25 protein-coding genes, 1 tRNA gene and 1 pseudogene are annotated in these 26,006 nt (G+C 57.0%); 12 read left to right on the top strand and 15 right to left on the bottom strand.

Going from position 1 to position 26,006, the window contains the following annotated elements; all coding sequences use genetic code 11:
• Positions 1 to 3 precede the first annotated feature (3 nt).
• The 9 genes from IPJ12_02030 to IPJ12_01990 are packed head-to-tail and all read right to left on the bottom strand — an operon-like array spanning position 4 to position 7,662.
• Positions 4 to 678: a hypothetical protein gene (locus IPJ12_02030; GenBank protein ID MBK7645975.1), complete on the bottom strand. Its 675-nt coding sequence runs from the start codon at positions 676 to 678 to the stop codon at positions 4 to 6.
• Positions 675 to 1,757: a beta-ketoacyl synthase gene (locus tag IPJ12_02025; protein MBK7645974.1), complete on the bottom strand. Its 1,083-nt coding sequence runs from the start codon at positions 1,755 to 1,757 to the stop codon at positions 675 to 677. Before IPJ12_02025 ends, IPJ12_02030 begins: the two co-directional genes overlap by 4 nt.
• Positions 1,754 to 2,023: an acyl carrier protein gene (locus IPJ12_02020; GenBank protein ID MBK7645973.1), complete on the bottom strand. Its 270-nt coding sequence runs from the start codon at positions 2,021 to 2,023 to the stop codon at positions 1,754 to 1,756. Before IPJ12_02020 ends, IPJ12_02025 begins: the two co-directional genes overlap by 4 nt.
• Positions 2,020 to 3,258, bottom strand: a complete 1,239-nt coding sequence (locus IPJ12_02015; GenBank protein ID MBK7645972.1) for an ABC transporter permease — start codon at positions 3,256 to 3,258, stop codon at positions 2,020 to 2,022. The genes IPJ12_02020 and IPJ12_02015 overlap by 4 nt, the downstream gene beginning before the upstream one ends.
• A gap of 3 nt (positions 3,259 to 3,261) precedes the next feature.
• On the bottom strand, positions 3,262 to 4,185 hold the full coding sequence (locus IPJ12_02010) for an ABC transporter ATP-binding protein (protein ID MBK7645971.1): 924 nt from the start codon (positions 4,183 to 4,185) through the stop codon (positions 3,262 to 3,264).
• Entirely contained in the window at positions 4,185 to 5,177 is a 993-nt protein-coding gene (locus IPJ12_02005) for a BtrH N-terminal domain-containing protein (GenBank protein MBK7645970.1), read from the bottom strand. The genes IPJ12_02010 and IPJ12_02005 overlap by 1 nt, the downstream gene beginning before the upstream one ends.
• The gene (locus tag IPJ12_02000; GenBank protein ID MBK7645969.1) at positions 5,177 to 5,572 is read right to left on the bottom strand and encodes a hypothetical protein; all 396 of its coding nucleotides are present in this window, start codon (positions 5,570 to 5,572) and stop codon (positions 5,177 to 5,179) included. Before IPJ12_02000 ends, IPJ12_02005 begins: the two co-directional genes overlap by 1 nt.
• On the bottom strand, positions 5,565 to 6,728 hold the full coding sequence (locus IPJ12_01995; GenBank protein ID MBK7645968.1) for a beta-ketoacyl-ACP synthase III: 1,164 nt from the start codon (positions 6,726 to 6,728) through the stop codon (positions 5,565 to 5,567). The genes IPJ12_02000 and IPJ12_01995 overlap by 8 nt, the downstream gene beginning before the upstream one ends.
• Positions 6,718 to 7,662, bottom strand: coding sequence for a dialkylresorcinol condensing enzyme (locus IPJ12_01990; protein ID MBK7645967.1), 945 nt, complete (start codon positions 7,660 to 7,662; stop codon positions 6,718 to 6,720). Before IPJ12_01990 ends, IPJ12_01995 begins: the two co-directional genes overlap by 11 nt.
• Positions 7,663 to 7,818: 156 nt before the next feature.
• Here IPJ12_01990 and IPJ12_01985 point away from each other — a divergent pair, with 156 nt between their 5' ends.
• The 6 genes from IPJ12_01985 (at position 7,819) to IPJ12_01960 (ending at position 13,007) form a co-directional block, all read left to right on the top strand.
• The gene (locus IPJ12_01985) at positions 7,819 to 9,459 is read left to right on the top strand and encodes a CTP synthase (protein MBK7645966.1); all 1,641 of its coding nucleotides are present in this window, start codon (positions 7,819 to 7,821) and stop codon (positions 9,457 to 9,459) included.
• Positions 9,456 to 10,292 carry a 3-deoxy-8-phosphooctulonate synthase gene (kdsA, locus tag IPJ12_01980; protein MBK7645965.1) on the top strand — a complete coding sequence of 279 codons (837 nt, stop codon included), beginning with the start codon at positions 9,456 to 9,458 and terminating at the stop codon, positions 10,290 to 10,292. Before IPJ12_01985 ends, kdsA begins: the two co-directional genes overlap by 4 nt.
• Positions 10,293 to 10,365: 73 nt before the next feature.
• Positions 10,366 to 11,649, top strand: a complete 1,284-nt coding sequence (eno, locus tag IPJ12_01975) for a phosphopyruvate hydratase (protein ID MBK7645964.1) — start codon at positions 10,366 to 10,368, stop codon at positions 11,647 to 11,649.
• A 6-nt stretch (positions 11,650 to 11,655) separates the two neighbouring features.
• Positions 11,656 to 11,940, top strand: coding sequence for a cell division protein FtsB (ftsB, locus tag IPJ12_01970; GenBank protein ID MBK7645963.1), 285 nt, complete (start codon positions 11,656 to 11,658; stop codon positions 11,938 to 11,940).
• A 99-nt stretch (positions 11,941 to 12,039) separates the two neighbouring features.
• On the top strand, positions 12,040 to 12,510 hold the full coding sequence (locus tag IPJ12_01965) for a peroxiredoxin (GenBank protein MBK7645962.1): 471 nt from the start codon (positions 12,040 to 12,042) through the stop codon (positions 12,508 to 12,510).
• 2 nt (positions 12,511 to 12,512) lie between these two features.
• Positions 12,513 to 13,007 (top strand): peptidylprolyl isomerase, encoded by a 495-nt coding sequence (locus IPJ12_01960; GenBank protein MBK7645961.1) that lies wholly within the window; start codon positions 12,513 to 12,515, stop codon positions 13,005 to 13,007.
• A gap of 48 nt (positions 13,008 to 13,055) precedes the next feature.
• On the opposite strand, the gene IPJ12_01955 is transcribed toward IPJ12_01960, so the two are convergent.
• From IPJ12_01955 to menD, 4 genes are all read right to left on the bottom strand, one after another.
• Positions 13,056 to 13,934 carry a hypothetical protein gene (locus IPJ12_01955; protein ID MBK7645960.1) on the bottom strand — a complete coding sequence of 293 codons (879 nt, stop codon included), beginning with the start codon at positions 13,932 to 13,934 and terminating at the stop codon, positions 13,056 to 13,058.
• Between the two features lie 83 nt (positions 13,935 to 14,017).
• A complete protein-coding gene (mutS, locus tag IPJ12_01950; protein MBK7645959.1) occupies positions 14,018 to 16,600 on the bottom strand; it encodes a DNA mismatch repair protein MutS in 2,583 nt (860 codons plus the stop codon).
• A gap of 37 nt (positions 16,601 to 16,637) precedes the next feature.
• The gene (gene queF / locus IPJ12_01945; protein ID MBK7645958.1) at positions 16,638 to 17,486 is read right to left on the bottom strand and encodes an NADPH-dependent 7-cyano-7-deazaguanine reductase QueF; all 849 of its coding nucleotides are present in this window, start codon (positions 17,484 to 17,486) and stop codon (positions 16,638 to 16,640) included.
• Between the two features lie 25 nt (positions 17,487 to 17,511).
• Positions 17,512 to 19,122 (bottom strand): 2-succinyl-5-enolpyruvyl-6-hydroxy-3-cyclohexene-1-carboxylic-acid synthase, encoded by a 1,611-nt coding sequence (gene menD, locus IPJ12_01940; GenBank protein ID MBK7645957.1) that lies wholly within the window; start codon positions 19,120 to 19,122, stop codon positions 17,512 to 17,514.
• Positions 19,123 to 19,240: 118 nt separating this feature from the next.
• Between menD and IPJ12_01935 the strand changes: the two genes are divergently transcribed.
• Positions 19,241 to 19,317 (top strand) — tRNA-Asp (locus IPJ12_01935).
• 92 nt (positions 19,318 to 19,409) lie between these two features.
• Here IPJ12_01935 and smpB read toward each other — a convergent pair.
• Complete coding sequence (smpB, locus tag IPJ12_01930) at positions 19,410 to 19,859, bottom strand: SsrA-binding protein SmpB (GenBank protein ID MBK7645956.1); 450 nt, start codon at positions 19,857 to 19,859, stop codon at positions 19,410 to 19,412.
• 59 nt (positions 19,860 to 19,918) lie between these two features.
• Here smpB and IPJ12_01925 point away from each other — a divergent pair, with 59 nt between their 5' ends.
• Together IPJ12_01925 and IPJ12_01920 are read left to right on the top strand one after the other, a co-directional pair.
• The gene (locus IPJ12_01925; GenBank protein ID MBK7645955.1) at positions 19,919 to 20,362 is read left to right on the top strand and encodes a type II toxin-antitoxin system RatA family toxin; all 444 of its coding nucleotides are present in this window, start codon (positions 19,919 to 19,921) and stop codon (positions 20,360 to 20,362) included.
• Positions 20,355 to 20,678, top strand: coding sequence for an RnfH family protein (locus tag IPJ12_01920; protein MBK7645954.1), 324 nt, complete (start codon positions 20,355 to 20,357; stop codon positions 20,676 to 20,678). The genes IPJ12_01925 and IPJ12_01920 overlap by 8 nt, the downstream gene beginning before the upstream one ends.
• Before the next feature lie 19 nt (positions 20,679 to 20,697).
• Here IPJ12_01920 and IPJ12_01915 read toward each other — a convergent pair whose 3' ends face one another.
• Positions 20,698 to 21,198: a DUF4124 domain-containing protein gene (locus IPJ12_01915; protein MBK7645953.1), complete on the bottom strand. Its 501-nt coding sequence runs from the start codon at positions 21,196 to 21,198 to the stop codon at positions 20,698 to 20,700.
• 63 nt (positions 21,199 to 21,261) lie between these two features.
• Here IPJ12_01915 and guaB point away from each other — a divergent pair, with 63 nt between their 5' ends.
• From guaB to IPJ12_01900, 3 genes and pseudogenes are all read left to right on the top strand, one after another.
• Positions 21,262 to 22,725: an IMP dehydrogenase gene (gene guaB, locus IPJ12_01910; protein MBK7645952.1), complete on the top strand. Its 1,464-nt coding sequence runs from the start codon at positions 21,262 to 21,264 to the stop codon at positions 22,723 to 22,725.
• Between the two features lie 61 nt (positions 22,726 to 22,786).
• The gene (guaA, locus tag IPJ12_01905; protein ID MBK7645951.1) at positions 22,787 to 24,421 is read left to right on the top strand and encodes a glutamine-hydrolyzing GMP synthase; all 1,635 of its coding nucleotides are present in this window, start codon (positions 22,787 to 22,789) and stop codon (positions 24,419 to 24,421) included.
• Between the two features lie 215 nt (positions 24,422 to 24,636).
• A pseudogene (locus tag IPJ12_01900) lies at positions 24,637 to 25,912 on the top strand (tyrosine-type recombinase/integrase).
• The last annotated feature ends 94 nt before the right edge of the window (positions 25,913 to 26,006 follow it).

The raw sequence follows: 26,006 nt of genomic DNA, 5'->3' as shown, positions 1-26,006 counted from the left end.
AAATTAGAGTCGGGCGAATTCTACCGTCTGGCTCATGGCGACGGGAGAATGCAGGGAAATGGCTTGTGCGTCGCTGGAGGCCAGCCATTCGGTGAGTTTTGTCGGGAAATCGGGTGTATCAGGCAGGGGATTGCATGGAGCGCTGTTTACTAGTTGGAGGCTGGCCGGCGAATTTTCAAGAGGCGGATTGCTCAGCGCCAGCCAGTGGCTGCTGGCGGCATCGGCGGTGTGGTCGAGCTGGGCGCACAGCACTTGGGCGCAGCGGCCTTCGTTCAGCCAGATGATGGCGAGGCTGAGCAGTAGTGACCAATTCGCTATTCCTTCACAATCCAGCGGCAGGTGCATGGCTGACTGCAGCCCGGGCAGGAAGGATTGGACCTGGGCGGCGGCAATGGCTGGTTGTGTGGCGAGAAAATCATAAGGCATGGGCTCAGCGCTGCCGTAGCAAACTTCATCGAGCAGAGCTAGCGTTTCCAGGCGCGGGCCGCTGGTCGATTGCCAAAGCAGGGCAGTCGGCAGATGGCGACGTTCGGGCGGCAGGCAGGCCAGGGCACCGACCAGTGCCAACTGCGTGAGCGGCGCAGCGCGGCGCAGCGGCTTGCCGAGCGCGGCGCGCACGGCAGCCGGCAGGTCGGCGGGGGCGAAACTTTGGCTCAGCGCCTTGGTCAGCGTAATCATCGTTGGCGCTCGACGATCAGGCAGGCCAGACCGCCGCCAAAGCCGATCAGGTTGAGCAGGGCATGTTCGATATGGGCAGTGCTACGGTCGACCATCGGAAACAGGGCAATTTCCGGATCGACTTTGGAGAAACCGGCGGTGGCCGGGATTTTGTCAGCATCCAGGCAGGCGAGCAGGGCGGCCAGTTCGGCCATGCCGCTGGCGCCCAGCGTGTGGCCGAGGGCTGGCTTCAGCGAAATAAGCGGCGGCATGCGCTGGCCAAACACGCTGCGCAGGGCGTTGGCTTCGGCCAGGTCAGTGCCGGGTGATCCGGCAGCCTGCAACTTGATCAACTCGATATCGGCGGCTGGCAAATTTGCCTCTTTCAGGCAGTCGACCGCAACACTGGCAATCCGCGAGCCGTCTGGATTAGGTCCGGTGGTCGAATAACCGTCGAGGCCAGTGCGCAGCCCGGCAATGCGCCAGGTGGAAGGCTTTGCGCTGAGGTAAACGGCAGCGACTGCCTCGCCAAGAACCAGGCCGTCGCGTCGCGCATCGAAGGGGCGACCGGCGGTACGCGAGAGCAATTCCATGGCGGCGAAACCGGCCAGCGTGCTGTTGTTGGCCAGTTCAACGCCGAGGACGATGGCGTCGTCGATCAGTCCGGCGCCGATCAGGCTGCGCGCCGCGTCGAGGGCGGAAAAGCCGGCGATGCAGGCGTTCGAAAAACTGTAGCGGGCTCCGTTGAGTCCCATCCATGCCGCGATGTTTCGGCTGAATGAGGCGGCGGCGAGCGGCAAGTCAAATGGTGCGCCGAGTTGTTCGAATTGGCCGATCTGGAAGGAGGACGAGGCGATGAAGAGGGGCGTTTCTGGCACCAGTTGGCTGAGTTGAATGCCAACCTGACGGATCGCTTGTTCAGCGCGAAGCATCCAGTCAGCTTCGTTAAGCGGCAGGCCAAAATAGGGGAAAGCACGCTCGCCGATCTTTCGCTGTCCGGCGTTGCATTCGCCATTCCACAGGGCACCGGCGACGGCCGACGGCGATTCGCCGCGAGAGCAGAGCAGGGCAGTTTTGGCGATGAAGACCGGACGCGTCATGCGCGGCTGGCCAGCCAGGCATCGAGATGTTCGGCCAGGTTGGCGACGCTGGACAAGATGCGCCGGGTTTCCTTGCTGTCCGGCAGGCGCAGGCCGTATTTTTTCTTGATCGCCATCGAAACTTGCAGGGCATCAAGCGAATCGAGTTGCAGCGGCGCTTCCGGACCGAAGAGGATTTCGTCGTCGGTGATGCTTTCCGGGGCGCAATCCTTGTCGCAGGATTCGACGATCAAGGCCTTGAGTTCGAGGCAGAGAGCAGTGTTCATGAGCGGGCGGCGAGGGAGCGTTGGTTAAGCCAGGCAGCCAGTGCCAGCGAGAAGATGGCGAAGGCAAGCAGCGGCAGCAGGCTGGGCAGCAGGTCGGCGAAGCTGCCGTGGCGCAGCATGACGGTGTGGAAACCATCGAGGCCCCAGGCCATCGGCGACAGCGCGGCGAGTTTTTGCATGAAGGCTGGCATAACAAATTTGGGCACCATAACGCCGCCGATGGCGCCCATCAGGATATTGCTGACGCCGCCAACGATGGTCGCTTGCTCGGAGGTTTTGGCAAGGCTGGCGACCAGTAGCGCCCAGGCGACGGCGGCCAGGCTGACAGCGACAGACACCGCCCACCAGTTGAGCAGGCCGACTCCGCTCGGCATTTCCAGCGCTTCGCTGCCGAACATCGGGACGAGGAAGAGGCCAACCAGCACCATCAGCAAGGCTTGCAACTGGTTGACGACAAAGAAGGGCAGCAACTTGCCAGCGAGCAGCAGGCGGAATGGCACGCCCATGGCGCGCAGGCGCTGCAGTGTACCTTGCTGGCGCTCGATGATGAAGATGGAGGAAATGGGAATGACGACGAAGAACATCGCGAATATGAGCCAAGCCGGGACGTTTTGCTGCACTGACGAAGGCGGTTTGATGCTCTGGTCGTTGCGCACGGCGACGCTGGTGATTTCGTCGGGCCAGTCGCGTTCAGCACTGGCGCCGGAGGCGGTGGGCAGGCCGAACAGTTTGCCGGCGCGGTGGGTCAGTTCGTCGGCGCGCAAGGCGCCGAGGGCGGCCATGACCTGATTGCGGAAGGCCAGTTGCAGGGCGGGGTTGAGCGTTGGATCAACGAGCAGGGTCAGCGCTTCGGTGGCTTGGCCATCGGCCCCGGCCGGGGTGAGCAGGCGACTGCCGAAACCTTTGGGCAGGATCAATGCCAGCGCATGGCGACCGGTGCGGATGCCTTCGCGTGCCGCTTCCGGTGTCTGGGCGTCGGCGGTGAGTGCTTGCAATTTGAAGGTGGCGGCTTTGGCCAGGCGCTTGCTCAAGGCCTGCGAATGCTCGCTGTGGTCAAGATCGACGATGACATAGCCGACATCGACGGTGATGCCCGGCGAAAAGGCGTCGCGCAGGGCCATGGTCATGACCAGGATGAACAGCGTCGGCATGACGAAAAGGGCGATCAGGCCGTGTTTGTCACGCAGCAGGGCGATGCTTTCCTTGAGCCAGAGGGCGAAGAGGCGGGGCGTCATTGCTTAGTCCCGGAGTGAGCGTTGGGTCAGGTTCATGAACACCTGTTCGAGATTTTGCTGGCCGAGGTTGAGGCGGCTTATTGTGCAGCCGGCAGCAGCCAGTTCGTCGAGCAAACGCGGTAGTTCTGGGTCCATTCCCACGGTCGACCGGAAAAAAAGGCGAAATTTGAAATCGCCGAGGGGCGTTGCGGCGTAGCGTTCGGCGATATCGGCCGGCAAGGGGCAATTCAGTTCGAGATCAAGCTGCGGTTCCGGGTTGTGCAGGATGTCGGCCAGCGATCCTTCGGCCAGTACGCGACCTTGATCAATGATGGCAATGCGCTGACAAATGGCTTCGATTTCTTCCATGTAGTGGCTGGTGTAGATCACCGTCGTACCAGCGGCGGGTAGGGCGGCGATGGCCTCAAGGAGGAAGTGGCGTGACTGCGGATCGACGCCAACCGTCGGTTCGTCGAGTAGCAACAGTTGGGGTTGGCCGAGCAGGCCGATGGCCAGGTTGAGGCGCCGACGCAGGCCGCCGGAGAGTTGCTCGGCCCGCTTGTCGACTACCTGTTCGAGTCGGGCGAAGCTGATGGCGGCTTCGCTCCGGGTTTTTATTTCGGCACTCTTCAGGCCGAGCACACCTGCGAAGAAACGCAGATTTTCGGCCACGGTCAGCATCGGGTAGAAGGCGTAATCCTGTGGCACCAGCGCAATAGCCCGGGTGTTGGCGGCGCGGGCTTCGGCCAGCGCTTGGCCGTTCAGCGAGATTTTTCCGTTTGCGCTGGTCAGCAGTCCGGCGAGCAGCGAAATCAATGTCGTCTTGCCAGCGCCATTCGGGCCCAATAAACCGTAGACGCCACCGGCGGGAATGTTCAGCGTGACCTGATCGAGCGCGGGGCTGGCGGCATCCCGATAACGGTACGAAATGCCCTCGATGTGCAGCATCAGGCGGCGCGGCGCAGATCGCGGAAGAAGGTTTGCTCGCGGTCGGCGATGGCGCGCAGCTTGTCGGCCAGCCCGGACGGATCAAGCGGATCGCGGTCGCGGATCATGCGGGCGGTGGCCAGCGCGAACTCGCGCCACTCGTCGCCAATGTCGATCAGCGTGTCGGAGAGTTCGTTGAGGCTGGGGCGGGCCAGCAACTCGGCGGCTTCCTGCAGGAAGGATGCGTAGATGAAGCGAAAGCCGCCGCCGCCCGTGCCGATTTCTTCCTGCATGCGCACAACCTGGCCGATGAACATCTTGGCTGCGGCCGGTTTGCCTTGCCCATCCAGCCGTTCGATGGCATTGGCCAGACGACGGATGCCACGCACGCCGATGATGGGGATTGGCGAGTCGAGCATGATGCGCGTTGTTTTCTTGATTGCCTTGGGCAATACCTTGGCCCAGTCGGGCGCGACCGGCTTGCCTTCCGGGTAGTAAAGCAAGCCCTTGGGCGCCAGCACGCCCTTGGCAAAGCGGGCGCGGCTCAGATCGGCCGGGGCGCAGGTGACGGTCGTTTCAACTACCGGGTCGGATAGCTGGTAATCGCCGCTTGCCGTATCGCGACCATAGGCCAGCACGTTGTGGGCATTGAAGTGGAAGCGCAGGTTTTTCGGCATGTAAGGGAGCCAGAACACGGAGGTTTGCATGCCGACCAGCTTGCCGGCGGCGAGCAGTTCGTTCAGGCGCTTTTCGCCAGCTTCCGGGCTGCGGAAGGTTTCAAAATGCATCTTCATGCCCAGCGGCTTCTGCAGGCCCTTGATGATGAATTTCGGCGGCATCCGGTAGGCGACCAGCGGCAGGCCGTTGATCTTGATGATCGGCAGGTAGGCAAACGAGAGCGCCGATGACAGGCCGAAAGCCATAGGCTCCGACATCGGCAAACCTTGATGGCGCAGCATAGACGACATGACGCCGCTTTCGCAATGGGAGGCGTGACTATGCTGGAATTCCATCAATCGATCTTTTTCAGTTGTTCGCCTGTCAGGCCCATGGCCTCACCGTAGCGACGGAGCAGGCCCTCCGACAGGCCCTGGAAAATGTCCGGCCGGAAATGACGGCGGATGCGCCACTGCCACAGGCCGGTGACCTGCGAGAGCAGCGGCACGTCCATGCGCACGCGGTGCATGTGGTATTCGAGCGGTGAGGTCTGGCCGGCGACGACGCGCTGGCGGGCGTCTTCAGCCAGTCGATTGAGGTCTTCCACCGCCTGCATGGTGACGATTTCCTCGACCTCCCAGCCGGCTGACTGGACGATGTGCAGCTTGCCATCAGCGCCACGGGCGTAGATCGCCTTGCGATGACCGCCCAGCGTGCTGTTGCCTTCCTGCGGGACTTCGTTATCAAGCATGTTCGACTGCTGTCAGGTGCATCAGCGAGCCGGTAAATCGGCCACTTTCCGGGATGAAACAAAGCAGGCGATCACCGTGTTTCAGGCGGCCGCTTTTCAGGAGTTCGTCGATCATTATGTAGATTGAGGCCGAGCCTGTATTGCCTTTGGTCTGCAGGTTGGTGAACCATTTTTCTTCGGGAATCGGGAAGCCGACGGCAGCCATGCAATCGGCCATCGGTTTGCGAAAATATTCGGAAGACATGTGCGGCAGGTACCAGTCGATCTCGTCCGCTTTCAGATGGCTGGTCGCCATGATTCTTTCCAGTGACTTGCCGATCGTCTGGTAAGCCACGGCTTCGTTGAGCAGGCGAACATCCTGTTTGACGGTAAAAATGGAGCGGTGGCTCCACTCGGCCGGCGAATATTCCTGCCACCCTTTCAGTCTTCCGTTTTCCAGCTTTTCGGCCCCGGCGTACATGCAGGCTTGCATCGTATCGGCTTGCGACAGGATATGAATCCAGTCGATGGCGAGTGACATGCCTTGTGGCCGTGGCTTACCTTCCAAAAGGAAGGCGCCGGAGCCATCGGAAAGCATCCAGCGCAGGAAATCCTTCTCGAAGGCGATTTCCGGATTGGCTTCAAGTTCGGCGATGCGATGCACTGATTCCGCTTCGAAATTGCGCGCATGCAGACCCAGCGAGGCGAGTTCCGATCCCGTAGCAACCGCGTTTTTCGTCTGGCCGCTCAGGACTGACATCCAGGCGTATTTCAGGGCGGTGATGCCGGATACGCAGATGCCGGCGGTCGATACGACTTCGCAGGCGGGAATGCCTAGTTCGCCATGGACCATGACGCCGTGATTTGGCATCAGTTGATCCGGGCGCGAGGTGCCGGTGACCAGACATTCGATGTCGTTCGGGGAAAAATGATCATTAGCCAGGCCACGGATGGCTTCAGCCGTCAGTTGGGCGTTGGTGTGCGTGATTTCACCTGTTGAACGGTGGATCGCGTAATGCCTCGCCTGTATGCCATTGTTGCGCAAGACGATGCGTCGGGCGCGCGAGGGCTTTCCGCCGACCATGCCGAGTACATTCTCGATGTCGTCGTTGCCGACCGGCGCGTTGGGCAGAAAGACCGAGGTGCCGTTGATGTAGACCTTGCCGCTAGGGTGCATATTTTTGTAAGTTGAATTCCTGCGAGCCGGAAGGCAATTCGAGCTCAGCCTTGAGCCGTTCAAGTCGAGGTTTAAGCAACGGAGAAAATACCCATTGTAACAAGAGGCTTAATGGAACGACGGACAGGATTAAAGTGATCAGGTATAGCGCGAACAATAATAGTGCCGGTCGGCGCCGCCATTGCCCGCGTTTGCCAAACAGCCGGATCAGTTTTGACCAGATGCGAAAGGCGCGCATGCCAGCGCGTTCGCTGATGGCCAGTCGAGGATTGACGGTCACTGCACGTAATCCGGTCAGCATGGGCTGGCCGGATTTTTCCATGTTACCTGCCAGTCCTTGGGCCAGCGCTTGGCCAAAACGGCTGGCATTGCGAATTTCTTCGGGTGACACGCCAGCAGGGGGCAGGCCGAGAAAACGGTCCCGTTTGCCGGTCCATACCCAGCGCGGCGTCGTTATGAACGTCGCTAGCGGATGACCTTGGTCGACGAAGGCCAGATGATCAATCAAATGGCCGCCAGCGTCGCAGATCAGATGCTTCATCGTTTCCTGCGCGGATAGCCACATGTTTCGGCAGGCCACCAGCGTGACAACCGGTTTGCCCTTGATCAGCTGTTTGCCGTCATTGCTGTGGAGGAAAGCGGTCATCGGCAGGGCGGGGGAGAGATACCAGACCTGATAGGTCAGAATGATCAGATCAAAATCTGTGTCAGAGGCAATGCTCAGCGGGCGCAGGGGGGGCGCATCAAGTTGCACGCATTCCGGGAAGGTGTCAAAAAAATCGACAATCGGCCACGGCCACGGGTATGGGGTTTCCGGCGCCAGCGTTTCGAAATGCACTTGATATCCGGCCGCTTGCAAAGGGGCTGCAACCCGTTCGGCAATATCCGAAAGCTGTCCGGTTTGCGAATAATTGACGACGAGAACTCTTTTCAAGATGCTTCCGATGGCTTGATTAACTTGGGATTCTATCAAATTCACCACATCGTTTATTGAGTCGATATTCCATATGCAAGCAGGATTTTGATCGACGTGCTTTGGCTTTGGTCACCTTATCGGCTATCATTCTGCTTTCCCGCAGCCTGTCTTTCCATGACCAAATTTGTTTTCGTTACGGGTGGTGTCGTGTCCTCATTGGGCAAAGGCATCGCCGCCGCGTCGCTCGGGGCCATTCTGGAATCCCGCGGCATCAAAGTCACCCATCTCAAGCTTGACCCCTACATCAACGTCGATCCCGGTACGATGAGCCCTTTCCAGCATGGCGAGGTTTTCGTCACCGAGGACGGCGCCGAAACCGATCTAGATCTCGGTCATTATGAGCGTTTCACCAGCGCCAAGATGGCCAAGCGCAACAACTTCACGACCGGCCAGATCTACGACACTGTGCTCAAGAAAGAGCGTCGTGGCGAGTATCTCGGCAAGACGGTGCAGGTCATTCCGCATATCACCGATGAGATCAAAAACAAGATCAAGGCCGGTGCCGAAGGTGCTGACGTCGCCATCGTCGAAGTTGGCGGTACGGTGGGCGACATTGAGTCGCTGCCGTTCCTGGAGGCCATCCGCCAGATCGGTTTTGAAGAAGGTCGCAACAACGTTTGCTACATGCACCTGACCTTGCTGCCCTACATTCCGACCGCAGGCGAATTGAAGACCAAGCCGACGCAGCATTCGGTAAAGGAATTGCGTGAAATCGGTATTCAGCCCGACATTCTGTTGTGTCGCGCCGACCGCTCGATTCCTGTTGAAGAGCGTCGCAAGATCGCGCTGTTCTGCAATGTAATGCCGGAAGCGGTCATTGAATGTCTGGACGCGGATTCAATCTACAAGATCCCGGGCATGCTGCATGAGCAGATGCTCGACGAAATCGTCTGCCACAAGCTGAATATCCTGGCCAAGGCGGCTGATCTGACCGTCTGGCGAAACCTGATTGTGGCGCTGGAACACCCGTTGCATCAGGTCAAGGTTGCTTTTGTCGGCAAGTATGTTGATCTGACCGAGTCGTACAAGTCGTTGATCGAAGCGATCAAGCATGCCGGCATTCACACCCGTAGCGAAGTCGAGATTGTCTATCTCGATTCCGAGGATATCGAGCGCGACGGTTGCGGCGTGCTGAAAGGCGTTGATGCCATTCTGGTCCCCGGTGGTTTTGGCCGGCGTGGCACGGAAGGCAAAATTGCTGCCATTCGCTATGCACGCGAAAACAAGGTGCCTTATCTTGGCATTTGCCTCGGTATGCAACTTGCCGTCGTCGAGTTTGCCCGTGATGTCGCCGGCATGACTGACGCTCACTCCACCGAGTTTGTCCAGGATACGCCTTACCCGGTGATTGGATTGATTACTGAATGGCTGGATGCATCCGGCAAGGTCGAGAAGCGCGGTGAAGACTCCGATCTCGGCGGCACAATGCGGCTGGGCGGCCAGATCTGCCAGTTGGCAGAAGGCTCACTGGCCCGGGAAATCTACGGTGCGGCAGAAATTACCGAGCGCCATCGTCACCGTTACGAAGTTAACAATACCTTGCTGGCCCAACTCGAAGAGAAGGGCCTCAAGGTTTCCGGACGTGCGCCGGGTACGAATTTGTGCGAAATGGTCGAGCTGCCCTCTGATGTCCATCCGTGGTTCGTCGGTTGCCAGTTCCATCCTGAATTTACCTCCAACCCGCGTCAGGGCCATCCGCTATTTACGTCATACGTGAAGGCGGCACTGGCCAATCAAAAGGTCAACGGCAAATGAAGCTCTGTGGTTTCGAGGCTGGTCTTGACCAGCCTTTTTTCCTGATTGCTGGTCCTTGTACTGCGGAGTCCGAGCAACTTTGCCTTGATGTGGCTGGCCACATGAAGGAAGTCTGCGGTCGACTGGGAATTCCTTACATTTTTAAAGCCTCATACGACAAGGCTAATCGCAGTTCAGGCAAATCGGTTCGCGGCCTTGGTCTGGAAGAGGGGTTACGTATCTTCTCCGAAGTGCAACGCCAGATCGGCGTGCCGGTGCTGACCGATGTCCACACCATCGAAGACATTCCTGCCGTAGCGGCAGTGGTCGATGTATTGCAGACGCCAGCGTTTCTGTGTCGCCAGACCGATTTCATCCATGCGGTTGCCACCTGCGGTAAACCGGTGAATATCAAGAAGGGCCAGTTCCTGGCGCCGGGCGACATGAAGAATGTGGTCGACAAGGCGCGCGAAGTGAACATCGGCGCTGACAACATCATGGTCTGCGAGCGTGGCGCCTCCTTTGGCTACAACAATCTGGTATCAGACATGCGTAGCCTGGCGATCATGCGTGAGACCGGTTGTCCGGTTGTTTTTGATGCCACGCACAGTGTTCAGTTACCGGGTGGGCAAGGTACGACTTCTGGCGGTCAACGCGAATTTGTGCCCGTTTTGGCAAGGGCAGCGGTTGCTGTTGGTATCTCGGGATTGTTCATGGAAACCCATCCATGCCCAGAAAAAGCCTGGTCGGATGGACCGAATAGCTGGCCGCTGGATCGCATGGAAAGCCTGCTGGCAACCCTGGTTGCACTCGACAAGGCGGTGAAGGCGGCCGGTTTCGAGGAATTGAAGTGAGCCGGTACTGACTTCCGGTATGGATAATTTAGTTTAAGTTGTTTATTTAACCTTCTGATAATAAGGAAGTAGTATGAGTTCAATCGTTGATGTTGTAGCACGCGAAATTCTGGATTCCCGTGGCAATCCCACAGTCGAAGCGGACGTCCTGCTGGAGTCCGGCGTCATGGGGCGTGCGGCTGTTCCCTCAGGAGCCTCTACCGGTTCCCGCGAAGCCATCGAACTGCGCGACGGTGATGCCAGTCGTTACCTTGGCAAGGGCGTCATGCAGGCGGTTGAGAACGTCAATACTGAAATTTCCGAAGCCATCATTGGCCTGGATGCTCAGGAACAGGCCTTTATCGATCAGACGATGATCGATCTCGATGGTACCGACAACAAGTCCCGCCTCGGCGCCAATGCCATTCTTGCCGTGTCGATGGCAGTTGCCAAGGCTGCCGCTGAAGAGTCCGGCCTGCCGCTCTACCGCTACTTCGGCGGCATGGGTCCGATGCAAATGCCGGTGCCGATGATGAATATCATCAACGGCGGCGAGCACGCCAACAACAGCCTGGATATTCAGGAATTCATGGTGATGCCGGTCGGCGCTGCCAATATTCGTGAAGCCATCCGTTGCGGCGCTGAGATTTTCCATGCGTTGAAGAAGCTGCTGAACAAGAAGGGACATTCGACCGCTGTCGGCGACGAAGGTGGCTTCGCTCCAAACCTCGGCAGCCATGCCGAAGCCTTGCAGATCATCATGGAAGCGATTGAGGTTGCTGGCTATGTGCCTGGCAAGGATGTTCTGCTGGCGCTGGACTGCGCTGCTTCCGAGTTCTACAAGGATGGCAAGTACCACTTGTCCGGTGAAGGCCTGCAACTGACCTCGGCTCAGTTTGTTGACTATCTGGCCAACCTGGCTGACCAGTTTCCGATCGTTTCCATCGAAGACGGTATGTCAGAAGCCGATTGGGATGGCTGGAAGCTGCTCACGGACCGCTTGGGCAAGTCTGTGCAGATCGTTGGTGACGACATCTTCGTGACCAACACCAAGATATTCAAGGAGGGTATCAAGAAGGGCATCGGTAACTCCATTCTGGTCAAGATCAACCAGATCGGCACCCTGTCCGAGACCTTCGCAGCCGTTGAAATGGCCAAGCGCGCTGGTTACACCGCCGTGATTTCGCATCGTTCCGGTGAAACCGAAGACAGCACCATCGCCGACATCGCCGTAGGCTTGAATGCCGGTCAGATCAAGACTGGTTCGCTGTCACGCTCTGACCGTATTGCCAAGTACAACCAGCTGATTCGCATTGAGGAAGATCTGGGCGATACCGCTTCTTATCCTGGTCGCGAAACCTTTTACAACCTGCGTTAACGCGTTATGCGCTGGCTGACGGTCGGCCTTCTCGTAGCCATTGGCCTCCTCCAGTTCCCGCTTTGGGTGGGAAAGGGGGGCTGGTTGAAGGTATGGGAATACGACCGTCAATTGCAGGCACAGAAGGAAGTGACCAAAAAGCTGGAGATCAGGAACGCGGGCCTTGATGCCGAGGTTCGTGACTTGAAACAGGGTTACGACGCCATCGAAGAGCGTGCCCGCTTTGAGCTGGGGATGGTCAGGCAGGACGAAACCTTCGTGCAGATCCCGGAAAAAGTTCCCGGAAAATAAATCACAAATTCCCGTCGACCGTAGTAGTCACCCGTATTGGCCTCCGTTAGAATCGTTCTCGGTATTGCCCCACGCAGAGCGCTCAAGGAGAACAACATGCTGCTCAAGGTTGGCGAGAAAGCACCAGTATTTTCTCTGCCAGATGCCGACATGGCGACAGTCGATCTGGCCAATTATCAAGGGCAGAAGCACATTGTGCTGTTTTTCTACCCCAAGGATGGAACGCCGTGTTGTACCAAGGAGGCGACGGATTTCTCTGATCACGAGGATGAGTTCCTGCGGCAGGACTGCATACTATTCGGTATCAGCCGTGACGATTGCCTGAAACACGCGGAGTTTCGCGACAAGGAAGGCATCGGTATAGAGTTGCTGTCAGATGCTGAAGGAACGGTCTGCAAGCAATACGGTGTCTGGCAGGCCAGGGAGGTAGATGGCCACCGGAAGTTCGGCGTTTCTCGCTCTACCTTTATCATTGATCGCAGTGGCACTATTCGCCATGCGCTCTACAACGTTAATTACAAAGGTCATGCACTGGATGTGCTGCGCCTCGTCAAGGAACTAAATTCATGAACATGCAGGTTGCCAAAAATTCCGTCATCACCCTCGATTACCACGTTACCGATCCGGATGGCGAAGTCGTTGACGAAGGGCGTGAGCCGCTCGTTTACTTGCATGGCGGGTACGACGATATTTTTCCGAGAATCGAGGAAGAGCTGCAGGGCAAGAAAGTCGGCGAGTCGATTCAGGTCAAATTGCAGCCGGATGAGGCTTTTGGCGACTACGATGCCGAAATGGTTCAGGTAGAACCACGTAAGGATTTCCCGAAAGAACTGCAAGTTGGCATGCAATTCGAAGGTGGCCCGGAGGAGGGTGGCGAAGACGACTTCGTCATCTACCGCGTTACGGAGATTGCCGATGACAAGGTCGTGCTTGATGGAAACCATCCGCTGGCTGGTATGGCGCTGGTGTTCACCTGCACGGTGACGTCGATTCGCCCGGCCAGTGAAGAGGAAATCGAACACGGACACGTCCACCATCCCGATGGTGACGAAGAAACCTGCCACTGATCGTAGTCTGAAATTGAATCATCGAATACCCGCTAATGCGGGTATTTTTTATGGACGCCCGGGTGGCCAGGGATGGGTCTCAAATCGGAGTAGTGCGGATGATTCGGTGTCGATGATGCAGCGTGTCCAACCCATGGCTGGATAACCAAAGGTTTCTACGCGCGTAAAATTGGTGATTTGACCGCCGCGCTTGTCGCGCAGCGGCTTGTCGATCAAGCTGATATGGCTGTCCCCGTGCACGGCAACGACTTGACCGGGGAATTTGATTGTTTCCTCGCGCAGCAGATCGAGAAAGTCCCGGTAGCTGGGTTGTGGCATGCCTAGCGCAAAATTGGTGAAGTCTGGATCGGCTTGGAAGAGGAGCACGATTCCGGCCAAACCTTGATGTTGGGCGATTGCGAATCCCTCTTTCAGCCATTGTAAAACGAGCGGGTTGCGGGCCAGATATTCGGGGCTTGGCTCGCCGGTCCTGGTCCAGTTGTTATTGCTGCCGGGGATGTTGAGGCTGACAAAAAGTACCGGTCCAAGTCGAAATCTGGCGTTCTCCGGAATGCTCTCGGACTGGCGGACAAGTGCTATTTTTTTCTGGCCAAGCGACTGATCCTTGTTCCAGAACATACTGCGCAGTTTGCCGAGGCGCTCCAGCGGGTCAAAGGCACCATTGCTTTTGCGATAGCAGTCCGTCCATTCGTTGTCGCCAGGAACGAAAATAAAGGGAATGCGGCTGGCGTTGAAGAGCTGCAGGCGATCTTCGAAGAGAGCATCGTCGCAACGATCCTTGCCATGCTTGAAATCACCTATGTGAGCGACGAATTCAACGTGGCTCTCGGCAATTTTCTCCAGCATTTTTGGAAGCTGGGCGCGTTCGAAGTCGGAATAAGGAACATCGCCGATTAGCACAAAGCGCCAGATTTCGGCATTCGCCAAGGTGATCCAACCGGCAAACGCTAATGAAAATATGATTTTCAGGCAAAATTTCCAGTTGACCGCAGCACTGTGCCGCTTGGCATTCACCGCAGCAAACCTTTCAGCGCGTAAAGCGCATCGAGTGCCTCGCGGGGCGTCAGGCTGTCTGGATCAATGGCAGCGAGTTGATCAAGTGCCGGGTGGGGTTCGGGTTCGGCAGGTTCTGGTTCGCTTTGGGCGAAAAGATCAGGTTGCAGCGGATCGACCGTGGCGCGCTGTTCAAATTCACGCAGTTGCTTGCGTGCGGCGCGCACCACGGCTGTGGGTATGCCGGCCAATGCTGCTACCTGAATGCCGTAGCTCTGGTTGGCCGGGCCTTCCTCGACAGCGTGCATGAAGACGATGCGGTCATTGTGCTCGACCGCGCCGAGATGGACGTTGGCTAGTTCGGTGTATTCGTGCGATAGCCGGGTCATCTCGAAATAGTGCGTGGCAAACAGCGTCAGGCAGCGGTTCTTGTCGATCAGGTGACGGAGGATGGCAAAGGCCAGGGCCATGCCGTCGAACGTCGACGTTCCGCGTCCGATTTCGTCCATCAGAACCAGACTGTTGGCGGTGGCGTGATGCAGGATGGCGGCAGCTTCGGTCATTTCGACCATGAAGGTCGAGCGACCAGAGGCAAGGTCATCGGAGGCGCCAATGCGGGTGAAAATACGGTCGAGTGGGCCGAGGACGCAGCGATCGGCGGGAACGTAACAGCCGATATGGGCTAGCAAGGCAATTAGCGCGACCTGCCGCATGTAAGTTGATTTTCCGCCCATGTTAGGGCCGGTGATCAGCAGCAATCGGCGGCTTTCGGCCAGCAGGCAGTCATTGGCGATGAAAGTTTCGGCGTTGTTGGTGAGTTCGCCTTCCACCACCGGGTGGCGGCCACCTTCCACGGTCAACCCGATTTCTGCGGCAAATTCGGGCTTGCACCAGTTTCGCTTCAGGGCTGTTTCGGCGAAGCCGGCCAGCAAGTCGAGGTGGGCGATAGCGCGGGCGATGGTTTGCAGGATGGGTACCGCTGGCATCAGTTCGTCGAGAATCGCTTCATAAAGCAGCTTTTCGCGAGCTAGCGCACGCTCTTGCGCTGACAATGCCTTGTCCTCGAAGGCTTTCAACTCCGGCGTGATGTAGCGTTCGGCATTCTTCAGTGTTTGCCGGCGGCGGTAGTCTTCCGGGATTTTGTCGGTGTTGGCGTGCGTGACCTCAATGTAAAAGCCATGCACCTTGTTGTACTCGACCTTCAGGCTGTTGATGCCCGAGCGTTCACGTTCGCGGGCTTCCATGTCGACCAGGTAAGTGCCGCAGTTGTCGTTCAGCGAGCGATACTCGTCAAGATCAGCATCATAGCCGGGCGCAATGACGCCACCATCGCGAATCTGGGCGGCTGGTTCGGCGCCTATTGAGCGAACCAGAAGATCTAGCGTGGCGTGTGGCGTGTCGAGATTGGCAAACAGTTGGATGACCAGCGGTGAGACGGTGCTGCCCAATGGCGCCCGCAGGCCATCAAGTCGGGCCAGCGATTCGCGCAGGCTGGCGAGGTCGCGCGGCCGTGCATTGCGCAAGGCAATGCGGCCGGCAATACGTTCAATGTCGGCAATGCCGCGCAGGCCTCGGCGGATTTCGCCAGCGATATGGCCGTAATCATCGAGCAAAAATTCGACGGCGCCATGGCGAGCCGCCGGGATATCACGGTCGCGCAGCGGATGGTGCAAGCTGTGGCGCAACAGGCGCGACCCCATGCTGGTGACGCAATTGTCGAGCAAAGAAAACAGCGTTGGCGACGGCTGGCCGCGCAGGGTTTCCGTCAGTTCCAGGTTGCGTCGTGTAGCGAGGTCGAGGCCTAGGTAGGCGCCTTCAAGTTCCACGGTCAATCCGCGCAAATGCGTCAATCTCCCGGCCTGCGTCGCCTGCGCGTATTGCAGCAGGGCGCCGGCGGCGGCGATGGCCGGTTTCAGCCCTTCAGCGCCGAAGCCGGCCAGCGAAGCCACTTCGAATTGGTCGCAAAGCAGGCGGCGAGCCGAGTCGAATTCGAAATACCAGTCCGGCTGACGAGTGCGGGCAACATCCAGAGCGAAATTGGGTGTCCAGCTTTCCGGGTAGAGAATTTCTGCCGGGCGAATGCGTTCCAGGGTGGATGAAATCTGATCGGCGGGTACTTCGAGCAATATAAATTCGCCACTGGCGAGATTCAGGCGAGCCAGCCCGGCGGTATTGCGCAGCGTGGTAACGGCCAGTAGCCAAATGTCCTGCTTGTCGTCAATCAGCGCTGCATCGGTCAGCGTACCGGGTGTGACAATGCGCGCCACGGCGCGCTCGACCGGCCCCTTGCTGGTGGCCGGATCGCCAATTTGCTCGCAAATCACTGCTGATTCGCCCTGTTTGACCAAACGGGCGAGGTACGGCTCCAGCGAATGGAAAGGGATGCCACACATCTTGATCGGCACCCCGGCCGACTGGCCGCGCGTGGTTAGTGTGATATCGAGCAGGCGCGCCGCCTTTTCCGCATCTTCGTGAAACAGTTCGTAGAAATCGCCCATCCGGTAGAAGAGCAGCGTATTCGGATGACCAGCCTTGAGTGCCATATACTGCTTCATCATCGGCGTGTGCTTGGCAAGGTCGGGTGCGGCGTCTTTAACCATGAGTTTGGTGTTGTTTGCTTTGGTTGGCGAGCGAGGATTACTGCCGAATTTCCCGAGTGTTATCGGGTGTGGCGTATTCGCCGGTGCTGCGGAACGGGTTGATATCGAGTCCACCCCGGCGTGTGTAACGGGCGTAGACAGACAGTGCTTCTGGTGAACAATGCTTTCGGATGTCGACAAAAATTCGTTCAACGCATTGCTCGTGGAATTCGTTGTGATTGCGGAATGAAACGATATAGCGCAGCAATCCTGCCCGGTCGATGACATGGCCACGATAACGAATGACAACCATGGCCCAATCGGGTTGGCCAGTGACGAGACAATTCGATTTGAGTAAATGGGAGAACAGTGTTTCTTCCACAACCCGGCCGGTATCGGCCGTCAAAAACTGCGGGGCTGGTTGGTAGCAATCGCAATCGATATCTAGGTCGTCCAGAAGAACACCGGACGGTATGCCGATGATGGCTTTGGGGTGTGTAGAAAGTGGTTCGAGGGTAACGCTGATCAATTTGCCAGCGGCTGCAGAGAGGTCGCTTACCAGAGCTACTTCAACTGCCTCGAGGCTATCAAAGCGGGTTTGATTGAAGGAGTTCAGGTAGAGCTTGAATGACTTTGATTCGATCAGGTTCGGGCTATCAACGGGAAAGCGGAAAGTGCCAACGGCAACAACCGGTTTGCCCTTTGGATTGAGCCAGGAGAGTTCATAGGCATTCCACAAATCTTCACCGACGAAAGGCAGGGCACCGTCGGCAATGCCAAGTTCGCTGCGCTTGAGTTGGCGCGGAATAGGGTAGAGCAACTCTGGGGTGTAGTGGCTCTGGTATTCGGTGGCTTTGCCCAAAGGGGAGGCCAAACTTGGATCGAGCATGTTGTTCGATGTGTTCATGGGGCCTGATTTTACCTGCAACCCCTCAGGGCAGCTTTAGTTCGATGAGATGCGGACCGCCAGTTTGAATTGCAGCGGTTAGCTTGTTTCGGAATTCATCATGGGATTCGGCGCGGCAATAGCCGAGGTAAAAAGTCAGCGCTGCATGTTCGAAACTGATCTGTTGGGGTGTGCGCCAGCCTTGCTCGAATTCAGGCAGGTTACGTTGGGGCAGGTGATCGAAAATGCCGCCACCGGCGTTGTTGACCACGACAATTACCACGTTGCGCCCCTGTGCGAGCGCCAAACCGCCGAGGTCGTGCTGGCAGCTTAGATCGCCGATGAGGGCGACTGCAGTACCGTGTACTGAGGCGATGCCCATAGCGGTCGATATGTTGCCATCAATGCCACTGGCCCCTCGGTTTCCATAAATGTGGATGACTTTGCCGGCGTGGCCGGAATGATTGTCCAGTTGTCGTATCGCCAACGAGTTGCCGACGAATAATGCGGTTTGGTCGGGCAGTACATCCAGCAAAACGCCGATATGGTTGGACTCTGCTTTCTCGGCTTCGATTTCTTCTTTCTGGATGAATTGATGCAGCCACCCGTTGGGCGCTGGCGTCATATTTTCCGAGAGCAGAGCGGCACAGAGCTCAAGGAGGTTGGCGCGAAGCAGATGAGTGATCCGATGCCCCGGATCGGTCCAGCGTGGCCATGCTTCAGCCAGTGCATGCGTCGAACTGATGCCGGCGATGAAGTTTTGCAGGTGACGGGTAACAGGAAAGGCACCGAAGCGTAATATCCACTCTGGGGGCTGATCGGCAATGCCTTGAGTGGCGAGCCAGGCGTTATATCGGACAAAAACATGTGAACGGTCATGCTTGCCGAAGCGCATACCTGACAATGGCTCGGCCAGAATCGGGCAGTTCAGTCGATCTGCCAATATCGCTATGGCGTTGCGCTCTGCATCGGTTGTCGGCATTTCACCGCAGACAATGATGCCGGGCCGCCCGCTGATGCGTTGGGACAAATCGCGAATATCCTCGACTGCAGGCAATTGTTCAGGGGGAGAAACGCCGATTTTTTCTGGAATGTCGGGGATAGGTGGCGTTGTTTCCGGAATCAAGGGTTCGCGGAACGGCTGATTGATATGTACCGGGCCGGGATGGGGCCAACTTGCCTTGGCGCAAGCGCGTGCTGCGAGACGGTGCAGATAGTCGGGGTCGAATCCTTGCTCTGGCGTTCCTAGGGCATGGCTGGCACGAACGTATACGCCAAACAGGTTGAGCTGATCTATGGTTTGATTGGCGCCGCAATCCTGAAGCTCTGGTGGGCGGTCAGCTGAAAGGAGAATCAACGGAATACCGGATTGGCTGGCCTCAATCACGGCTGGCAGCCAGTTGGCGGGTGCCGTGCCGGAAGTCGCGAGCAATAGCGTTGGGCGATGGCTGGCTTTGGCAATCCCCTGTGCGAAAAATGCTGCGCTGCGTTCGTCGATCACAACATGGCAGCGAAGCCGCGTTTGCCGCAGCATGGCTAAGGCTAGTGGCGTGGAGCGCGAACCGGGCGAAATGATCGCATCGGTGATTCCCGCCGCAACAAAGCCGGCGACCATGGCCTGTGACCAGCAATAATTGAGCGTACCGTTATCGATCATGGTTCACGATTAAGCAGTAAAAGTGCCAAATTGTAGTCGCACCCAGCCACCCGGAACCACAGACCCATGGTAATATTCGCCGCTCACTGCAGCCCGGCAGGTTCGGGATGTCTTGAATGGAGTGGTAGTTCAGTTGGTTAGAATACCGGCCTGTCACGCCGGGGGTCGCGGGTTCGAGTCCCGTCCACTCCGCCAATTTCAAAAAGACCCCCGATTTTTCGGGGGTTTTTTGCTTTCTGTCCTTCAGTTCGTGCCGCAGTTTTTTCTGCTTCCGGCTTCGCAGCCGATTAATGCAGTCGCTCTTTCATGGCACGTTGTGCTTCGCGTTTTGAGTCTTTGTCGAGTGCGTCGGCACGCTTGTCGTGTTGTTTCTTGCCTTTGGCAAGGCCGATTTCAAGCTTGATGCGACCACGCACGAAGTGCAAATCAATCGGCACCAGGGTATAACCGGCCCGTTCAACCTTGCCGATCAACTTGCCGATTTCGTTGGCGTGAAGCAGCAGCTTGCGCGTACGAATCGGGTCGTGCTGATTGTGCGTTGAGGCAGTTGCCAACGGGCTGATGTGCATCCCGATCAAGTAAATCTCGCCACTTTTGATGATGACGTAGGATTCCTTGATATTCATCCGTCCGGCGCGAATGGCTTTGACCTCCCAGCCTTCGAGCGCAATGCCAGCCTCGTACTTTTCTTCGACAAAATAGTCGTGAAAGGCTTTTTTGTTGACCGTAATGCTCATGCTGCCGGACGTTCCTTTAAAATTGCAATTCTACAGGAAACAGAAATTGCTGACGCTGCATGGCCCTTGTTGAAAAAACCGTCTTGATTGAGCAATCTGCCAAACGCATGTTCGAACTGGTTGATCGCTGTGAGGATTATCCGGCGTTCCTGCCATGGTGCAGTCACACCGAGTTAAAGTTTCGCGATGCCACAAAGACGGTGGCGACGCTGCATATCAACTACCACGCGGTGAAATCCAGCTTTACCACTGAAAACGACAAGGAGTCTCCTCGTTTGATGAGGATTCGGCTGGTTGATGGGCCTTTTCGCCGGCTAGAAGGGTCATGGCGCTTCAAGGCGTTGGCTGAAAATGCGTGCAAGATCGAGTTTCAATTGCAGTACGAATTTTCCAGCAAATTGTTCGAAAAAATCATTGGCCCGGTATTTAGTCACATCGCCAATACGTTTGTCGATGCTTTCGTGCGTCGCGCCACGCAGATTTACGGAGTCAGCCATGGCTGAGATGATCAATGTCGATGTCTGTTATGCGTTGGCGACAAAGCAGGAGGTTGTTCGTTTAACATTGCCCGAAGGGGCGAACCTTCAGCAGGCACTTGAGGCTTCCGGATTGTTGGCCAAATTTCCTGAAATTGATATCAAGAAAAACAAGTTTGGTATCTGGAACAAACTTTCCAAGCTCGATTCCCTGTTGCGGAACCAGGATCGCATCGAGATCTACCGTCCCTTGATCGCTGACCCAAAAGAGGTTCGCAAGCAACGCGCAGCCGAAGGCAAAGTCATGAAAAAAGGCGCGGGGGAATCCGACGCCGAGGGTTGATTCTGGACGATCCTGTTACTTATTTGCAGGATTCAGCCATGAATTTTCGGGCGCGCTCCATCTCCTGATCGCGTTGAGCGGTATCCATATACTTGCGTTGCCCCTTGTCATCGTAAAGGGTGACGGGCTGGTTTGACTCCAGTGTCGCGAGATTGCGTTGGGCTCGCTGGCAATTCTCTCGCTTTTCCGATTCGTTTGCCTGTTCCTTAGCCTGCTTCTCGGCTTTTTCCTTGGCCTCCTGCTGACGTTTCTTGAAGTCCAGATTCTTTTCAGCCATGTTTTTTGGGGCTTCGGCATCTTTCGGTGCGTCGGCCGCCTTGTCGACTACCGCATCCGAGACGACGATTGGCTTTGCGCCGCCGATTGATCGCCGTCCTTTGACGGTAGCCGGTGGCGGAACGTCGGAAACAACGGTTTGGCCGTTAGTGTCCTTCCATTGGAAGGTTTCGCCGTAGCTCGGGGTGATTGCTGCGGTCGACGCGAAAATAATGGCAAAAATGAAAACGGGTTTCATGGTCATCTGGGTTTCCGTGGCTTTTCTGTATAATACGATTTTGTGACCTTGGATTAAAGGCTAAAGGCCATGCGACTGCTGCAAAAAGCCCTGACATTTGACGACGTGCTGCTCGTCCCCGCGCATTCCCAGATCCTCCCGCGCGACGTAAGCTTGGCAACACGGCTTACCAGAAATATCACTTTGAACCTGCCCCTGCTTTCCGCTGCGATGGATACCGTGACGGAAGGTCGCCTCGCCATTGCGATGGCACAGGAAGGCGGGATTGGTATCATCCACAAGAACTTGTCACCCAAAGCGCAAGCGGCCGAAGTGGCCAAGGTGAAGCGTTTTGAATCCGGTATCCTGAAAGATCCGATCACTGTTTCTCCGTTGATGACGGTGCGTGATGTCATCGAAATCACGCGTCAATACAAGATTTCCGGCCTGCCGGTGATCGACCGGGCTGGCAAGGTGGTTGGTATCGTCACCAATCGCGATTTGCGTTTCGAGACCAATCTTGATCAACCGGTCAAGGCCATCATGACGCCGCGCAAGCGTTTGGTGACGGTCAAGGAGGGCGCCAGCGTCGAGGATGCCAAGGAGCTTATCCGCAAGCATCGTCTGGAGCGTGTGCTGGTGATCGATGACGAATGGCATATGCGCGGCCTGATCACGGTCAAGGACATCCTGAAGTCCACCGAGCATCCGCTGGCTAACAAGGATTCTTCCGGGCGCTTGCGTGCCGGTGCTGCGGTTGGCGTTGGTGCTGGTACCGAAGAGCGTGTCGAGTTGCTGGCTGAAGCGGGTGTTGACGTGATTGTCGTCGATACCGCCCATGGTCACTCGCAGGGCGTGCTCGACCGGGTTCAGTGGGTCAAGAAAAACTTTCCGCAAATTGAAGTCATTGGCGGCAATATTGCGACCGCAGATGCGGCGCGAGCCCTCGTCGACATGGGTGCTGATGGCGTCAAGGTCGGTATCGGCCCCGGCTCCATTTGTACGACGCGTATCGTCGCTGGCGTGGGTGTGCCACAAATCACTGCCATCCAGAATGTCTCTGATTCGCTCAAGGGGACTGGCGTACCGATGATTGCCGACGGCGGCATTCGCTATTCCGGCGACATCGCCAAGGCTATTGCAGCGGGTGCCGATACGGTCATGCTGGGCGGCCTGTTTGCTGGTACAGAAGAGGCTCCGGGAGAGGTTGAACTGTTCCAGGGCCGTTCCTACAAGTCCTACCGTGGCATGGGTTCGCTGGGCGCGATGCAAGCTGGTTCGTCGGACCGCTATTTCCAGGAAAATACGTCGAATGTCGACAAATTCGTACCGGAAGGTATTGAGGGTCGCGTTCCGTACAAGGGCTCTGTGCTTGCCGTCATTCATCAGCTGATGGGCGGTCTGCGTTCATCGATGGGCTACCTTGGCAGTCCGTCAATCAATCACATGCACGACAATGCCTGTTTTGTCGAAATCACCTCGGCTGGGATCCGCGAGTCTCACGTCCACGACGTGCAGATCACCAAGGAAGCGCCGAACTACCACCTCGACTGATTTATTCAGTGCTCCACAGGGCGGCTCCGGTAGCCGCCTTTTTCATTCAAGGTTTTGAATAATGGCCCACCAGAAAATCCTGATTCTCGATTTCGGCTCCCAGGTTACCCAGCTGATCGCCCGACGCGTCCGCGAAGCCAAGGTGTTCTGCGAAATTCATCCTTACGATGTTTCCGAAGAATTCATCCGTAACTATGGAGCCAAGGGGATTATCCTGTCCGGCGGCCCAAATTCGGTCACCGATGGCGATACGCCGCGCGCTCCGGAGGTAGTCTTCCAGCTTGGTGTTCCGGTGCTGGGTATTTGCTACGGCATGCAGACCATGGCGCAACAGCTGGGCGGCAAGGTGATGACCGCCGAAGCAGCCGGCAAGGCGCGCGAGTTCGGCTATTCCGAAGTTCGTGCTCATGGCCATACTGCCCTGTTGAACGATATCGCCGATTTCTTCAGCCCGGAAGGCCACGGCATGCTGAAGGTATGGATGAGCCATGGTGATTCGGTGATGGAATTGCCACAGGGCTTCATTAAGATGGCGTCGACCGCCTCCTGTCCGATCGCTGCGATGGCTGACGAAGGTCGCAAGTTCTATGCGGTGCAATTCCATCCTGAGGTCACCCATACTCAACAGGGTCGCGCCATTCTCGAACGCTTCGTGCATGGCATCTGTGGCTGCGGCACCGACTGGGTGATGGGCGACTACATCGCTGAAGCAGTCGATGCCATTCAGCGTCAGGTCGGTGATGAGGAAGTCATTCTCGGCCTGTCAGGTGGTGTCGATTCCAGTGTTGCTGCGGCGCTGATCCATAAGGCCATTGGTGACCAACTGACCTGCGTCTTCGTCGATCACGGCCTCTTGCGCCTGAACGAAGGCGACATGGTCATGGAGATGTTTGCTCGCAATCTTGGTGTCAAGGTCATTCGTGTCGATGCCGTCGACGAGTTCATGGGGAAACTGGCTGGCATTTCGGATCCGGAGCAAAAGCGCAAGATCATCGGCAAGGAGTTCGTCGAGGTCTTCCAAGCCGAATCGAAGAAACTGAGCGCTGCCAAGTGGTTGGCCCAGGGCACCATTTACCCGGACGTGATCGAATCGGCTGGCAAGGGCAAGAAGGGCGCCCACACGATCAAGAGCCACCACAACGTCGGCGGCTTGCCCGAAGATATGCATCTCCAGCTGCTTGAGCCGTTGCGTGAGCTGTTCAAGGATGAAGTCCGCGAACTCGGCGTTTCGCTTGGACTGCCGCGTGAAATGGTCTATCGTCACCCGTTCCCCGGCCCAGGGCTTGGCGTACGGATTCTCGGCGAGGTCAAGCGCGAATCGGCCAGCCTGCTGCAGCGCGCAGACGCGATATTTATCGATGAGCTACGTGCCACCCATGCGACCGAGCGCGATGCTTTGGCGGGATTGTGTACTGATTCAGACGTTGGCAAAAGTTGGTACGACCTGACCAGTCAGGCCTTTGCTGTCTTCCTGCCGGTCAAGAGCGTCGGCGTGATGGGTGATGGTCGTACCTATGAAAATGTGGTTGCCTTGCGTGCCGTGGTTACCAGCGATTTCATGACGGCCCATTGGGCACACCTGCCGTACGAGTTGCTCGGTCGCGTTTCGAACCGGATCATCAATGAGGTTCGTGGCCTTAACCGCGTTGTATATGATGTTTCGGGCAAACCGCCAGCGACCATCGAGTGGGAATGATTCGATAGCGTTTCACACTGTCCCATAGCGGTTCATTTCTGATAAAGACCCTTTATAAAACAAGGGTCTTTTCTTTTATATCGTCTCATGTAGTATCTAGACATCCCATCATTTTTGTCGGTAGATGTGACGGTAGAATTATTGGTATATAGAACCGTGAACTGTTCACCGTCTTGATGATCTGACGGTAGACGTGAGTAATGGAGGTGAACGCAATGGCACTGACTGATGCGAAGCTCAAGAACCTCAAGCCACAGGAAAAGATCTATAAGGTTGCAGATCGTGACGGCATGTATGTGGTGGTGTGGCCAAAGGGGGTCATCGCCTTCCGTTATGACTACCGTTTAGCCAGTCGGCGCGAAACTCTTACCCTGGGCCAGTACGACGAGTTCCAAGCCAGCCGGCCCAAGCGTGATCCCGAGACCATCAAGTACGGGGATCCACTCGCTGGCCGATGCCCGCGAACTGCTGATGCGGGCCAAGAATGCTGTCAGCCGTGGTGAGTCACCGGCACGTGATAAGGCTGACGGTAAAAGGGGCTTCGGGAATCGGGAACTTTTCAGACCTTTGCCGAAATCTGGTTGCGCGACGCCGGTTTGGCAGACAGTACAGCAGCGATGCGTAAGAGCATCCTTGATCGCGACGTGTTGCCTAAGTTAGGCAAACGCAAGCTGGAAGAAATTACGCCAAGCCAAGTGCTAGCTCTGTGCGAGAAGATCAAAGAACGTGGGGCGCCGGCCACGGCGGTACACGCCCGCGAAATCATCCAGCAAGTCACCGTCACGCCATGTCCCGCGGCCTCAAGATTGAAAACCCAGCCGAGAGTGTCAAGGCTTCAGCCATTGCTACATTCAAGCCGCGTGAGCGGGCTTTGACGCCGGGGAGATACAGACGTTTTTTTCGTACTCGATACCGTCGGGACTTTGCCCACACTTAAACTCGGAATCAAGTTGGTCCTGCTAACCATGTGTCGCAAGGGTGAATTGTTGCAGGCGACCTGGAAGGAAGTTGATTTCGAGGCAGCCACCTGGACGGTTCCGGCCGAGCGCATGAAGGCTCGTCGCCCGCACGTCGTCTATTTGAGCCAACAAGCCCTTGATTTGCTCGTAGGGCTCAAGACTTGTGCCGGCAGTAGCCCATACCTGCTCCCCCGGTCGATATGAGACGGATAAACCGATGAGCGATGCAACGCTCAATCGTGTGATTACTGCGGTAGTCGAGAAGGCACAAAAGGAGGGCCTTGATCTACCACACTTCTGCGTCCATGACCTACGCCGGACAGCTTCGACACTGTTGCATGAGGCCGGTTTTAATACCGACTGGATCGAGAAGTGCTTGGCGCACGAGCAGCGAGGCGTACGCGCCGTCTATAACAAGGCTGAGTACGCTGCTCAGCGCAGAGAAATGCTGCAAAATTGGGCCGATATGGTTGATGAATGGGTTGCTGGTGGTGCCAAATCGGTGCCATTGCGCACAGGTAGGAGCACGTAGCTTTTTAGCTGCCTTGCAGTGGCAAATGCATCGGCAGGGGGCTTTTCCATGTCCGAATAAGATCCACAATTTTCGGACACAGAGTCCCGTTGAG

This window comes from Betaproteobacteria bacterium, from assembly GCA_016709965.1.
GTDB lineage: Bacteria > Pseudomonadota > Gammaproteobacteria > Burkholderiales > Rhodocyclaceae > Azonexus > Azonexus amarohabitans.
This window is presented reverse-complemented; position numbering and strand designations above follow the sequence as displayed.